We start from the raw sequence: 13010 nt of genomic DNA, 5'->3' as shown, positions 1-13010 counted from the left end.
GCGCCTGCGGCCAGACCGTCCTAGGACCTGTGGTGGTGGGGTCTGAGGTCCTGTTCGGCCCAGACGACCTTGCCGCCCCAGGTCGAGCGGGAGCCCCATCGGCGGGACAGCTTGCCGACGAGAAGGAGGCCGCGGCCGTTCTCGTCCGTGGTGCGCGCCCGGCGCGGCTGGGGGGCACAGCAGTTGGCATCGAACACTTCGCAGGTCAGGACGTTGTGCCGGATGAGCCGCAGTCCGATCGGTACCGTGCCGTGGGTGATGGCGTTGGTGACGAGTTCGCCGACGATCAGTTTCGTGGGGTCCTCGAGATCTTCCAGGCCCCATTCCTTCAGCTGCGCTGCGGCCAGCCTGCGGGCGTCGCGGACGGCGGAGTGATCGCCGGGCAGGGCCCAGGAGGCCAGTTGGCTCTTGTCGAGGCAGCGGGTGCGGACCAGCATGAGCGTGACGTCGTCGAACGGCGCCTCGTCGGGAAGGGTCTTTGTGGCGATGTCGCAGAGGTCCTCCAGGGAACGGCCCGGTTCCGCGAGGGCGGTGGCCAGGCGGTGCATGCCCTCTTCGATGTCCTGGTCCCGCCGCTCGACCAGGCCGTCGGTGTACAACGCGAGAACGCTGCCCTCGGCCAGTTCCAGCTCCACGGACTCCATGGGCTCTCCGAGACCGACACCCAGCGGTGCTCCCGTGGGCAACTCGGGGTAGGTGACCCGGCCGTGCGGGTCGACGATCGCGGGCGGCGGGTGCCCGGCGGACGCCATGGTGCACCTGCGGGTGGCGGGGTCGTAGACCGCGTACAGACAGGTGGCTCCCGTGGTCACGGGAACCTGCTCCGGGGCGTCACATTCCTCCTCGCCCAGCCGGTGAACCGTGTCGTCGAGGTGGGTCAGCAGTTCGTCGGGAGGCAGCTCCATGTCGGCGAGCGTGTGGACCGCGGTGCGGAGCCTGCCCATGGTCGCCGCGGCGTGCAGGCCGTGCCCGACCACATCACCGACGACGAGCCCCACCCGGGCGCCGGACAACGCGATCACGTCGAACCAGTCACCTCCGACACCGTGGTCCATGTCGGCCGGCAGATAGCGCGAGGCCACGTCGACCGCCGTGCCGCCCGTCAGGTGGCGGGGCAGAAGATTGCGCTGCAGCGTGAGCGCCGCGGTCTGCTCGCGGGCATACCGGCGCGCGTTGTCCAGCGACAGTGCGGCGCGGTTCACGAGTTCTTCGGCCAGGCGCAGATCGGCCTCCTGGAACGACGAGGGCTCGTGACTGCGCAGGAACAGCACCGAGCCCAGCACGGCGCGCCGCGTACGGATCGGCACGATCATCATCGAGTGCACACCGTGCCGGTGGATTCTCCGCGTCAGGTCCGGGCTGCGGTCCAGCCACGTCCCGGCACCGATGTCCAGCATCGGCTCCAGATGGGACCTGCCGGTACGCAGGACGGCGAGCAGGGGCGAGGCCGGTGGGACGACGGTCGGTTCGCCGCGCCGCCATGGAGATTCCGGAGCCCCGTGGCGTACCGAGGCAATACCCGCGCGCCGAAGGCTGGGAAGGCGCTTGTCCGTCGCGCCGATGAGCATCGGGGGGCCCTCACCGAAGGCGGCCGAGAGCTCCAGGTCCACGGCGACGTAGTCGGCGAGCAGGGGTACGGCGAGGTCGGCCAGCTCCTGGCTGGCCTGCATCACGTCCAGGGTGCTGCCCAGCCGCCCGCTGGCCTCGCTGACCGTCGCGAGGCGCTCGCGGACCAGCCGGCTCTCGGTGACGTCGGCCGTGATGACGCAGACGCCGAGCGCCTGGCCGTCGGCGTCCACGAGGCAGTGGAACGAGACCGCGAACGGACGGTCCTGGCCCAGGTCGGTCCGCAGCCACGTCCGGTACTCGTGGACCTTGGTGGTGCCGCTCTGGAGCACCTGCCGCATCATCGCCTCGATGACTTCGGACTCGGCACAGGGCTGCGCCTCGGTGAAACGGTGGCCGAGCCGTTGGTCACGGGGAACGCCGTCGTGATGTTCGATCGTGTCGTTCATCCAGACACACCGCAGCTGCACGTCCCGGATGACGACGCCGATCGGCGCCCGCGCGAGCAGTGGCCCTCGCACCGACTCGTCGATCGTGTCCCCCGACACGCCCTCGTCGGCCAGGGTGACGAGCCAGCGCGTCGCGCCACCGAGTCCCTTCAACTCCGAGATCCGCAGGCTGACGTCGAGCATCCGGCCGTCGCGGTGGCGTGCCTGCGTGGTTCCTGACCAGCCGTTCCGGGCCAGGCACCGCTCCACGAAGGCGGCAGTCGTCGGCACTTCCGCGAAGGCCGGCAACGCGAGCCCGGCCGGCCGGCCCACCGCCTCGGCGGCGGAGCGCCCGACGAGCCGTTCGGCGGCCTTCGTCCACCCCACCACGGTCCCCCATTCGTCGAGCAGGGCGATGGCCGCATCGGACAGGGCGTTCGCGTTCAGCTGCTGTTTTCGTATTGTCACGGGACCGTCGCTGGTTGTGGTCATTGCGTTGCTGCCCTCCAACGGCGGACGTACTACGGGAAGGGACCCGGGAAGATTCAGCCCTTTGCCGCATATGACCGGAAAGATGTCTGACTTGTGACAGTGCCGCGTTGCCGCTGACGTTCGCGAACGCCTCGGGCGAGCCCGGCCGCGGGATGGCTCGTAGATTGGAGTACACGGCATCGCGTTCACAGCCCACGGAGAGCGCGTATGACAGCGGACATCGATTTCACGGCGTTCTTCGACGCCACACCGAGCCCGTATCTGGTACTCGACACGGACCTGGTCATTCGTTACGTCAACCCCGCATACCTGCAGGCCACCGGCCGGACCCGGGAGCAGCTCATAGGCAACTGCTTCTTCGACGCCCTCCCGGCGAGTCCCGCCACCTTCGACGACGCACAGCAAAACGTGAAGGCGTCACTGTGCCGGGTCCTCGACACCGCGAAGCCCGACACCCTGGTGCTGCAGCGGTACGACATCCCGGCGCTCGACGAGCCGGGCGAGTTCCAGGAGCGATGGTGGTCGGAGGTCCATACGCCGATATGCGGGCCCGAGGGCAAGGTGAGGTGGATCGTCCAGTGGGCGGAGGACGTCACCGCCTTCGTCCAGTCACGCTGGGCACGCCGGCTCACCGAGGAATTCACCGAGCGTGAGGAAGGGCTGGCGGCCGAGCTGTACGCGCGGGCCGTCGAGCTGCACCGGCTGAACGAGGAACTGCGTCAGGCCCACGCCCGTGAGCAGCAGGTCGCGGTCACCCTGCAGGAGGCGATGCTCTCCGTTCCCGACCTGGACCGGCACCACGACAACATCGCCGTGCGCTACCTGCCGGCGACCACCTCGCTGAACGTCTGCGGTGACTGGTACGACGTCGTCGACCTGCCGCCCGACCGCTACGCCGCCGCGGTCGGAGACGTCGTCGGCCACGGCCTGCAGGCCGCGGCCGTCATGGGCATGCTCCGCAGCGCCCTGAGCGCGGTCATTCGCGCCCTCCCCAGTCCCGCCCAGGCGCTGGAGGTCCTCGGTCTCTACGCCCGTTCCATGGACGGCGCCACGGCCGCGACCGCGGTCAAGGCGCTCATCGACACCCGCAGCATGCTGATCATCTACAGCAACGCGGGACACCCGCCGCCCGTCCTGCTCCACTCGGACGGGACCTGCGAACTGCTCGACCAGGCGACCGATCCGCCGCTGGGCGCCCGTCCGCATCACGTCCCCCGCCCGCAGGCCGGCCTGCCCTACGCCCACGGGGACACCCTGGTGATGTACACCGACGGCCTGATCGAGCGCCGCGACGAGGACATCGACGCCGGCCTGGCACGGCTGACCACGGCCCTGGCCCAGGACAGGGCCCTCTCCCCCGGTGAGCTGGCCGACGCGCTGCTGGCCCGCCTCGAGGTCGAGCAAGGCGCCGCCGACGACATCGCCCTCATCGTGATCCGCCTCTGACCTTTCCTCACCGGCGGCGTCGGTGCCCCGCTCGGCAGCGGTGCCGGAGCCGCACGACCGCCACGGCGACGGCCGCGAGGGCCGCCGCCACGGCCGCCGCCCGTTTGGCCACCGGCAGCCCGGCCGTGCGCAGCAGATCGAGCGGTTCCGGCTCGGGCCTGCCGGGGGGCGCCTGCTCGCCCTCCGCAGGCCGGGCCGGTTCCTGCTCCGCGGCCGGGGCCGGCCCGGCCAGCCGGTCCGCCAGGCACGCCGCGAACTGGCCCACCAGCCGGTCGCCCACCTCCGCCAGCACCCCACGCCCGAACTGGGCCGGCCGGCCGGTCACCGAAAGATCGGTCCGCACCGACACCGCCGTACCGTCGTCCCGGCCGCCCAGCGAGGCGGTGAGCGTCGCCCGGGCCGTGCCCTGTCCGCGGGTCTCCCGGCCGCTCGCCACGAGCACCATCCGGTGCGCCGACTCGTCCTTCTCCGCGAAGACCGCGGTGCCCCGGTAGGCCACCGTGATCGGGCCGACCTTGACCTTCACCGAACCGGTCACGGTCTCACCGTCGAACTTCTCCACGGTCGCACCCGGCAGGCACGGCGCGACACGTTCGATGTCGAGGAGCGCCTGCCAGGCCTCGTCGACCGGGACGGGAACGGTGAACTCGTGCTGCAACTCCATGACTTCCTCCTCGGCTCGGGGGGTGTGGACATCAGGCACGCCGCGCTCCCCGGCCGGCGTCCGCGGCGTCAGCCGTTCCCCGCACCACGGCCGCCAGCCGTTCCAGTGCCGCGAGGCTGTGCCCCTCGACGAAGGCGTCGACGCTGGGCAGGGCAGCGGCCATGCCGGCGGCCAGGGGCGCGTAGCCGGGGCGGGCCTTGCGCGGGTTGGCCCAGACGACTTGATGGGCCAGGGCGTGCAGCCGGCGCATCTGCGCGCCGAGCAGTTCCGGATCACCGCGTTCCCAGCCGTCCGACAGGAGTACGACGACGGCGCCACGCGCCATGCCGCGCTGTCCCCAGCGGTTGAGGAACTCGCGGAGCAGTTCGCCGAGCCGGGTACCGCCGCGCCAGTCCGGCACGGCGGCGGCGAGGGCCGCCATCGCCACGTCCGGATCGCGGTGCGACAGTTCACGGGTCGCTCTGGTCAGCCGGGTGCCGATGGTGAACACCTCGGTGTGGCCGCCACGCACCGCGGCGTGCGCGAACCGCAGCAACGCGTCCGCGTACGGCGCCATCGAACCGCTCACGTCGACGAGCAGCACGACCCGGCGGGGCCGCTCCATGCGCGCGTGCCGCCGCAACCGGGCCGGTTCGCCACCGCGCCGCAGCCACTCCCGTACCGTCCGGCGCGGGTCGAGTCCGCCGCGCCGGGCGGGCCGCCGCCGCGCCGCGCGCCGGGTCTGCCCCTGGAGCGCGAAGGCCGCGAGCAGGCGCCGCACCTGGGCGCGTTCGGCGGCGTCGAGGCCCGCGAAGTCACGGTGCCGCAGCACCTCGGCGGAGCTGGCCAGGGTGGCCGTGGGGGGACCGGACGGCTTGCGGTCGCCCGTGTCGCGCGGCGCCGCGACGGTCTGCCGCGCGGCGAGGCGCAGCCGGGGCGGGAGGGCGGTACGCGACGGGCGTCGAGCCGAGGCGTCACGGGTGGCGAAGTAGGCCGCGAACACCCGCTCGTACCGGTCCAGGTCGTCGTGGCCGCCGCACAGCGTCGCCCGCCCCGCCCAGTAGACGTCCGCGCGCATGCCGGGCCGCAGCAGGTCGACGGCGCGCAGGAAGGCGTACAGCCGTTCCGTACCGGCGTCGAGGCCTGCCGCCCGCAGCGCCCGGACGAATCCCAGCAGCACGGCGTCCGCCGCGAGCCGCTGGGTGCCCGGTCCCCTGGCCGTCGCGTCCGCCGGGGCCGCATCGCCTTCCGCCGTGCCCATCACGTCACGTCCCCCGGACCGTCAGGGCCGCCGCGAGGTCCAGGTTCCGGGCCCGGTCCATGTCCTCCCGGTACTTCAGCACCGATCCCAGCGTGGCCACGGCGAGCTCCGCGTCCACCTCGTCCGCGCCCAGTGCGTCCAGGGCCTGGGCCCAGTCGATCGTCTCGGCCACCCCTGGGGGCTTGACCAGGTCCGCGCCGCGCAGCGCCTGCACCAGCGCGGTGACCTGCTCGGCCAGCCGCGCGGACACCTCGGGGAGCCGCCGCCGCACGATGGCCAGCTCGCGGTCGAAGGAGGGGTGGTCGAACCAGTGGTACAGACAGCGCCGTTTCAGCGCGTCGTGCACCTCCCGGGTCCGGTTCGAGGTCAGGACCACGACCGGCGGCTGCTCCGCCCGGAGGGTGCCCAGTTCCGGGATCGTGACCGAGTACTCGGAGAGCAGCTCCAGCAGGAACGCCTCGAACTCGTCATCGGCCCGGTCGATCTCGTCGACCAGCAGTACCGAGGGCTGTGTCTGCAGGGCGTGCAGCAACGGCCGCGCGATGAGGAAACGGCGGTCGTACAGCTCGCTCTCCAGACGGTCGGCGTCGGTCACTCCGGACGCCTCGGCAGCCCGCAGGTGCAGCAACTGACGTGGGAAGTCCCAGTCGTACAGGGCCTGGGAGGCGTCGATGCCCTCGTGGCACTGGAGGCGGATGAGCGGCGCGCCGAGCACCTCGGCGAGTGCCGCCGCCAGCGCCGTCTTGCCGACTCCCGCGTCGCCCTCGCAGAAGAGCGGCCGGTGCATCCTCAGGGCCAGGAAGCAGGTGACGGCCAGCCCCTCGTCGACGAGGTATCCCGTCTCCTCCAGGCGTGCCCGTACCTGTTCCGGGTCGTCCAGCCGGGCGATGGGCGCTCACCCCCAGCCGGTGGCGGTCAGCACCGCCCGCCGGGTCAGCACGCGCGCGAGGTGACGCCGGTACTCGGGGTCGGCGGCGAGGTCCTGCGAGGGCCGGGTGCCCTCGGCAGCCGTCTCGGCGGCCCGCGCGACGGCCTCGGGACCGTCGGCGCCGGCCATCGCCTCCTCGGCAGCCGTGGCCCGCAGCGGGGTGGAGCCCATGTTGGCCAGTCCGACGCGCGCCTCGGTGACGTGCCCGTCGTCGCGCCGCACCAGCGCCGCGACGCCCACGATGGGCCAGGACTGGGCGACCGGGTGGAACTTCTCGTAGTGGAAGCTCCAGCCGTCCGTCTTCGGGATGCGCACCTCGACCAGGAGTTCGTCGGGGGCCAGCGCCGTCTGGAGGTAGTCGACGAAGAAGTCCCGGACCGGGATCGTGCGCCGTCCGGTGGGCCCCGCCACCACCAGGTCGGCGTCCAGGGCCAGCGCGACGGCGGGCAGGTCCGCGGCCGGGTCGGCGTGCGCGAGGGAGCCGCCGAGGGTGCCCCGGTGCCGGACGGCCGGGTCGGCCACGGTGGCCGTGGCGGCTGCCAGCAGACCGGCGTGGCGGCGTACCAGCGGGTCGTTGACCACCTCGTGATGCGTGGTCATGGCGCCGATGACCAGCATGTCGCCGTCCTCGCGGACGCCGCGCAGCTCGGGGATCCGGCCGACGTCCACGACGAGTTCGGGGAAGGCCAGCCGCATCCGCAGCAGCGGCAGCAGGCTCTGTCCGCCGGCCAGGACCTTGCCGTCCTCGCCCGCGTCGGCGAGCGTGCGCACCGCCTCGGCGACGGTCTCCGGACGGGCGTACTCGAAGGGGGGAGGAATCATGCCGGGCCTTCCTTGTCCGATGCGCCGTACTGGCCCACGTCGCCCGACCTCGCCGCCTGTGCGGACTGGCCGGACTGCGCGGGACCCGTCCCCGCGTCGTCGCCGGACACGCCGGACACGCCGGCTCGCGCCGCCTGGACGGCCTGCCACACCCGGTGCGGCGAGCAGGGCATCCGAACGTCCCGCACGCCGATCGGCCGCAGCGCGTCGACCACGGCGTTCACCACGGCGGGCGTCGACGCGATCGTCCCGGCCTCGCCGACTCCCTTGACGCCCAGCGAGTTGTCGGCCGCCGGCGTCAGGGTCCGGTCGGTGACGAAGTCCGGCAGGTCCGCCGCCGACGGTACGAGGTAGTCCGCCATGGTGCCGGAGACGAGGTTGCCCTCGTCGTCGTAGACGGCTTCCTCGAACAGTGCCTGCGCGATGCCCTGGGCGAGCCCGCCGTGCACCTGCCCCTCGACGATCATCGGGTTGACGACGGTGCCGACGTCGTCCACGCAGACGTAGCGGCGGATCCGCGTCTTGCCGGTCTCCGTGTCGACTTCGACGGCGCAGAGGTGGGTGCCGTGCGGGAAGGAGAAGTTCTCCGGGTCGAGCACCGTCTCGGCGTTGATGGACGGCTCGATGCCGTCCGGCAGGTCGTGCGAGGTGAACGCCTCGAAGGCGATCTCCTGGATGCTCTTGCGGGCCTCGGGTGAGCCCTTGACGGAGAAGACACCGCCGTTGAACTCCAGGTCCTGCTCGCTGGCCTCCAGCAGGTGCGCGGCGACCTTGCGCGCCTTGTCGACCACCTTGACCGCGGCCCGGTGCACCGCCTCGCCGCCGACCGCCAGCGACCGGGAGCCGTAGGTGTCCATGCCCTGCGGCGCGGTCTTGGTGTCGCCGTGGATCACCTCGATGTCCTCGAAGGGCACGCCCAGCGCGTCCGCCGCGATCTGGCTCCAGCAGGTCTCGTGGCTCTGTCCGTGCGGACTGGTGCCGGTGACGACCTCGACCTTGCCGGTCGGCAGCATGCGGATGCTCGCCGCCTCCCAGCCGCCGGCCGCGTACCTCAGGTCGCGCAGCACCCGGCTCGGCGCGAGGCCGCACATCTCCGTGAACGTCGACACGCCGATGCCCAGGCGTACCGGGTCGCCGCGTCCGTTGCGCTCACGCTGCTCGGCGCGCAGGTCGTCGTAGCCGAACAGGGACAGCGCCTTCTCCGTCGCGGCCTCGTAGTTGCCGCTGTCGTAGGTGAGTCCGGCGATCGTGGTGTAGGGGAACTCATCGTGCCGGATCCAGTTCCGGCGGCGCACCTCGAGAGGATCCAGGCCCAGTTCGACGGCCAGCTCGTCCATGATCCGTTCGATGGCGTACGTGGCTTCGGGGCGGCCGGCGCCGCGGTAGGCGTCCGTGGGCGTGCGGGTGGTGAAGACGCCGGTGCAGGTGAACTCGTAGGCGTCCATCTTGTAGATCGCCGGGTACATGAACGCGCCCAGGATCGGGATGCCCGGGGTGACGAGCATCAGGTAGGCCCCCATGTCGGCGAGCAGGTCCACCTTCAGGCCGAGCAGCTTCCCCTCGCGGGTGGCGGCGATCTCGATGTCCTGGATCATGCCCCGGCCGTGGTGGGTGGCGAGGTAGCCCTCGGAGCGGGACTCGGTCCACTTCACCGGGCGGCCGAGCTTGCGGGCCACCGTCAGGGCGAGGGCCTCCTCGCCGTACACCTGGAGCTTGGAGCCGAAGCCGCCGCCGACGTCGGGGGCGACGACGCGCAGTTTGTGCTCGGGGACGCCGGTGACGGTGGCGAGCATGATCCGCAGGATGTGCGGGATCTGGGTGGCCGAGTGGACCGTGTACTCGCCGGAGGCGGCGAGCGGTGTCACGACCACCGCACGCGGTTCCATGGCGTTGGGGATCAGCCGCTGCTGGTGGTAGCGGCGCTTCAGGGTCACCTCGGCGCGTTCCCGTACCGCCTCGAAGCTCTCGCCGGCGGCGAGCGGCCAGGTGTAGCAGCGGTTGGTGCCCTTGTCGGCGTGGACGAGCGGGGCGCCCTCGGCGAGCGCGGCCTCCAGGTCGAGGACCGGGGGCAGCGGTTCGTAGTCGACCTCGACCGACTCCAGCGCGTCGGCCGCCGCGTACCGGTCGCGGGCGACGACGACCGCCACCGGGTCTCCGGCGTAGCGGACCTCGTCCACCGCGATCGGCGGGTGGTCGGGCAGCACGATGTCCTCGGTCACGGGCCAGGCGCACGGCAGCGAGCCGAGCCCGCCGGCGAGGTCGGCGCCGCTGAACGCGGCCACCACACCGGGACGTGCCAGGGCGGGGCCGACGTCCACGCGGGTGACGCGGGCGTGTGCCATCGGGCTGCGCAGTACGGCCATGTGCAGCATGCCCGCGACCTGGATGTTGTCCGTCCAGTTGGTCTGGCCTGTGATCAGCCGGGCGTCCTCCTTGCGGAGCCGGGAGCGGCCGACCTCGTTCTCTACGGCCTGATCGGTCATGCCGTGGCCTCCTCGCCGGCCTGCCGCCCGGAGGTGGTCTCCTGTTTCAGGATGACCTCTCCTTCGGAGACGGCCTCCTGTCCGGCCGCGGCGAGCACGGCGCGGACGATGTTCTGGTAACCGGTGCAGCGGCACAGGTTCCCTTCCAGGGCCTGCCGGACGTCGCCGGGGGTCGGTAGCGGCTTCTCGCGCAGCAGGTCGCGCGCCGCCATGATCATCCCTGGTGTGCAGAAGCCGCACTGCAGGCCGTGGTGCTCGTGGAAGGCGCGCTGCAGCGTCGTCCACTCGCCGTCCTTCGCCAGCCCCTGGACGGTGGTCACGTCGCCGCCGTCGGCCTGCACGGCCAGCACCGAGCAGCTCTTCACGGTGACCCCGTCCAGGTCCACCGTGCACGCCCCGCAGTTCGAGGTGTCGCAGCCGATCGGGGTACCGGTGAGGCCGAGTCGGTCGCGCAGGTAGTGGGCGAGGAGGAGACGGGGTTCCACGTCGTCCTCGTACGTCGTGCCGTCCACGTTCACCTTGACATGGGTCATGCGCCCTCCAGGCCGTGCGGGCAGGAGTGAGGGAATCAGCCATAGTGGCGTGATGTAGGTCACTCTAAGTCCGCCCCTGGGAAGCGGCGAGTGCTGCGGCAGCATCGCGCTGAACGTTGATCCACTGCGGCCGGGAGAGCGCCCGGCCGCCCCGTCCGGGCGCCGGGCACACCGCGAGTGAGCGCAGGAGGGTGAAGGTGGCGAGGCCCCACCCTCGTCACCCTCACTGCTCCCGCATGCCCCAGGGGGACCCGTACTCGGTGAGAAGGTCCAGGAAGGGCCGCGCCGGGAAGGCCTCCGGCCCGAGGACGCCCTTGCCGGTCCAACGGCCCGACGCGAGGAGCTCCAGCGCGACCACCGGGTTGACCGCCGTCTGCCACACCACGGCCTGGCAGCCGTACTCCGTCATGGACCACTGGTTGTCCACCACGTGGTACAGGTACACCTCGCGCCGCTTCCCGTCCTTCAGGCCCCGCACCAGGGTGCCGGCACAGGTTTTGCCCCGCATGCGCTCGCCCAGCGTGGCCGGGTCGGGCAGACACGCCGCGACGACGTCCCGGGGCGAGACGGCGACCGGGCCGTCGGGACCGGGCACGGTGACGGGCTGCGTGCTGTCGAGCCCCAGCAGATGCAAGGTCTTCAAGGTGTCGATGAAGTCGCCGCCCAGGCCGTACTTGAAGGTGACACGCCGCGCGTCGATCCACCGTGGCACGAGGAGGACCTCTTCGTGCTCGACGTTCACACACTCGACGGGGCCGATGCCCTCGGGAAAGTCGAACACCTCGGGTTCGCTGAACGGCGCGGTGGTGAACCACCCGCGCTCCGCCTCGTAGATCACCGGCGGATTGAGGCACTCCTCGATGGTCGTCCAGATGCTGAAGGACGGGGCGAACGCGAGGCCGTCGACGGTGAGGTCGGCTCCGTCCCGAATGCCGATCTCCTCGATCTCGTCGAAGAGTTCGTCGGCCGCGTGGCGTGCGAAGACGTCGGAAAGGCCCGGCTCGACGCCCATGCCGACCAGCGCCAGGGCGCCACTCTGCTCCCACTGTGCCGCCTGCGCGAACTGCGTGTCGCCGAGCTTCACCCCGCACTCCTCGTACGGGCGCTCGGGATGCGGCCGGGACAACGACATCGCCATGTCCAGGTAGGTGACGCCCGCGCCGCGCGCCGCCTGGAACAGGGGCATGACGAAGCGGGGGTCGGTGGCGTTGAGCAGTACGTCGCACTCGTGGCGGCGCAACAGCGCCGTGACCGCCTGTTCGTCCTGGGCGTCCACCTGCTCGGCCCGGAAGCGATCGCCACGATCCCCCAGGGACGCGACGGCCGCCTCGGCCCGCGAGCGGTCGTAGTCGGCCACGACCATGGTGTCGAGGAACTGCCGGCGGGCCGCGATCCGGGTGATCGCCGTGCCCACGCCACCGGCTCCCACGAGTAGTACGCGCATGATCGGTATCGCCTCTCGGTCGGGTGTCGATCGGAACGGGAAGGGGCCCTTGGCCGGAATCAAATGCGCCCCGCCCACATAAGGTCAATGACGTTGGCATAAGACACACCCGTTTCAAGGAGCCGAAGTGCCGAAGCCCGTCGTCCGTGAGGAACACCGACGGCGGCGCCGCCCCACCAGGAGCGGCACCGTGCTGTCCGGCAGCGCGTTCGTCGACGCGGCCCTGCGGCTGCTGCGCGAGCATGGCGGCGCGGGGCTCACCGCCCGCCGCCTGGGCCTGGTCCTCGACTGCGACCCGAGCACGCTGTACCGCTACTTCCGGGGGATGGACGACCTGATCCTCGCCATCGGCGACCGGCTCATCGGGCAGGCGCTCGACGGCTGGCGGCCCACCGGGAACTGGCGGAACGATCTGCGCGGCGTGGGCCTTCGTATCCACGCCGCGTACACCGCCCACCCCCAGGCGGCCGTACTGACCGCGAGCCGCGTCTCGGGACGCGCCAACGAGCTGGCCGCCGACGAAGCGGTCCTGGACATCCTGCGTACGGCGGGCTTCCCCTTGCCGGACACCGTGCGCATCTACCACGCGTTCATCGACCAGACCCTGGCCTTCGCCGCCCTCGACGCCGCGTCGCTCGCCCTGCCGAAGCAGTCGCTGCGCTCGGATGAGGAGATGTGGCGCTCGACGTACGCGACGCTGCCCGCCGACGCGTATCCCCGCATCGCCGAGGCGGCGCCCCTGCTGGCCTCGCGCATGCCCACCAGCGCGTACCCGACCGCCCTGCAGATGATCCTGGACAGCGTGGGTGCCCAGCTGGACAGGCTGGGAGGCCAGGGGGACCGGTGAAGCAGGCGGCGAAGCGGCCCTGCGCGGTCCACTCGTGGGCCGCCTCCGCATCGGACCGGTCATCCTCGGCCGCCTCCGCCTCAGCCCCAGCCTCCAGCTGATCATTGCCGGCCGTCG

Annotated in this window: 10 protein-coding genes; 2 read left to right on the top strand and 8 right to left on the bottom strand. The window is 71.9% G+C overall.

Annotated elements, in window-relative coordinates; all coding sequences use genetic code 11:
• Nucleotides 1-20: 20 nt before the first annotated feature.
• Nucleotides 21-2486, bottom strand: a complete 2466-nt coding sequence (locus ACIHCM_RS10310; protein ID WP_399892124.1) for a SpoIIE family protein phosphatase — start codon at nt 2484-2486, stop codon at nt 21-23.
• A 207-nt stretch (nt 2487-2693) separates the two neighbouring features.
• On the opposite strand from ACIHCM_RS10310, the gene ACIHCM_RS10305 reads away from it, so the two are divergent.
• A complete protein-coding gene (locus ACIHCM_RS10305; protein WP_399892121.1) occupies nt 2694-3932 on the top strand; it encodes a SpoIIE family protein phosphatase in 1239 nt (412 codons plus the stop codon).
• 7 nt (nt 3933-3939) lie between these two features.
• On the opposite strand, the gene ACIHCM_RS10300 is transcribed toward ACIHCM_RS10305, so the two are convergent.
• The 7 genes from ACIHCM_RS10300 to ACIHCM_RS10270 form a co-directional block, all read right to left on the bottom strand.
• On the bottom strand, nt 3940-4596 hold the full coding sequence (locus ACIHCM_RS10300; protein ID WP_399892118.1) for an SRPBCC family protein: 657 nt from the start codon (nt 4594-4596) through the stop codon (nt 3940-3942).
• A 31-nt stretch (nt 4597-4627) separates the two neighbouring features.
• Entirely contained in the window at nt 4628-5836 is a 1209-nt protein-coding gene (locus ACIHCM_RS10295) for a VWA domain-containing protein (RefSeq protein WP_399892114.1), read from the bottom strand.
• A gap of 4 nt (nt 5837-5840) precedes the next feature.
• The gene (locus tag ACIHCM_RS10290; protein WP_399892111.1) at nt 5841-6623 is read right to left on the bottom strand and encodes an AAA family ATPase; all 783 of its coding nucleotides are present in this window, start codon (nt 6621-6623) and stop codon (nt 5841-5843) included.
• A 108-nt stretch (nt 6624-6731) separates the two neighbouring features.
• On the bottom strand, nt 6732-7586 hold the full coding sequence (locus ACIHCM_RS10285; RefSeq protein WP_399892108.1) for an FAD binding domain-containing protein: 855 nt from the start codon (nt 7584-7586) through the stop codon (nt 6732-6734).
• Complete coding sequence (locus tag ACIHCM_RS10280; protein ID WP_399892105.1) at nt 7583-10069, bottom strand: xanthine dehydrogenase family protein molybdopterin-binding subunit; 2487 nt, start codon at nt 10067-10069, stop codon at nt 7583-7585. Before ACIHCM_RS10280 ends, ACIHCM_RS10285 begins: the two co-directional genes overlap by 4 nt.
• Nucleotides 10066-10602, bottom strand: a complete 537-nt coding sequence (locus ACIHCM_RS10275; RefSeq protein WP_399892102.1) for a (2Fe-2S)-binding protein — start codon at nt 10600-10602, stop codon at nt 10066-10068. The genes ACIHCM_RS10280 and ACIHCM_RS10275 overlap by 4 nt, the downstream gene beginning before the upstream one ends.
• Before the next feature lie 223 nt (nt 10603-10825).
• Nucleotides 10826-12046 carry a saccharopine dehydrogenase family protein gene (locus ACIHCM_RS10270; protein ID WP_399892099.1) on the bottom strand — a complete coding sequence of 407 codons (1221 nt, stop codon included), beginning with the start codon at nt 12044-12046 and terminating at the stop codon, nt 10826-10828.
• A gap of 127 nt (nt 12047-12173) precedes the next feature.
• Here ACIHCM_RS10270 and ACIHCM_RS10265 point away from each other — a divergent pair, with 127 nt between their 5' ends.
• Nucleotides 12174-12893 carry a TetR/AcrR family transcriptional regulator gene (locus ACIHCM_RS10265; protein WP_399892096.1) on the top strand — a complete coding sequence of 240 codons (720 nt, stop codon included), beginning with the start codon at nt 12174-12176 and terminating at the stop codon, nt 12891-12893.
• The last annotated feature ends 117 nt before the right edge of the window (nt 12894-13010 follow it).

Origin of the sequence: Streptomyces sp. NPDC052023 (assembly GCF_044548465.1) — a bacterium.
Lineage (GTDB): Bacteria > Actinomycetota > Actinomycetes > Streptomycetales > Streptomycetaceae > Streptomyces.
This window is presented reverse-complemented; position numbering and strand designations above follow the sequence as displayed.

Excerpts from the sequence above, each read along its gene's own strand:
- ACIHCM_RS10300 (WP_399892118.1), bottom strand. The coding sequence starts at position 4,596 with ATGGAGTTGCAGCACGAGTTCACCGTTCCCGTCCCGGTCGACGAGGCC.
- ACIHCM_RS10310 (WP_399892124.1), bottom strand. The coding sequence starts at position 2,486 with ATGACCACAACCAGCGACGGTCCCGTGACAATACGAAAACAGCAGCTG.
- ACIHCM_RS10275 (WP_399892102.1), bottom strand. The coding sequence starts at position 10,602 with ATGACCCATGTCAAGGTGAACGTGGACGGCACGACGTACGAGGACGAC.
- ACIHCM_RS10270 (WP_399892099.1), bottom strand. The coding sequence starts at position 12,046 with ATGCGCGTACTACTCGTGGGAGCCGGTGGCGTGGGCACGGCGATCACC.
- ACIHCM_RS10295 (WP_399892114.1), bottom strand. The coding sequence starts at position 5,836 with ATGGGCACGGCGGAAGGCGATGCGGCCCCGGCGGACGCGACGGCCAGG.
- ACIHCM_RS10305 (WP_399892121.1), top strand. The coding sequence starts at position 2,694 with ATGACAGCGGACATCGATTTCACGGCGTTCTTCGACGCCACACCGAGC.
- ACIHCM_RS10290 (WP_399892111.1), bottom strand. The coding sequence starts at position 6,623 with ATGCACCGGCCGCTCTTCTGCGAGGGCGACGCGGGAGTCGGCAAGACG.
- ACIHCM_RS10280 (WP_399892105.1), bottom strand. The coding sequence starts at position 10,069 with ATGACCGATCAGGCCGTAGAGAACGAGGTCGGCCGCTCCCGGCTCCGC.
- ACIHCM_RS10285 (WP_399892108.1), bottom strand. The coding sequence starts at position 7,586 with ATGATTCCTCCCCCCTTCGAGTACGCCCGTCCGGAGACCGTCGCCGAG.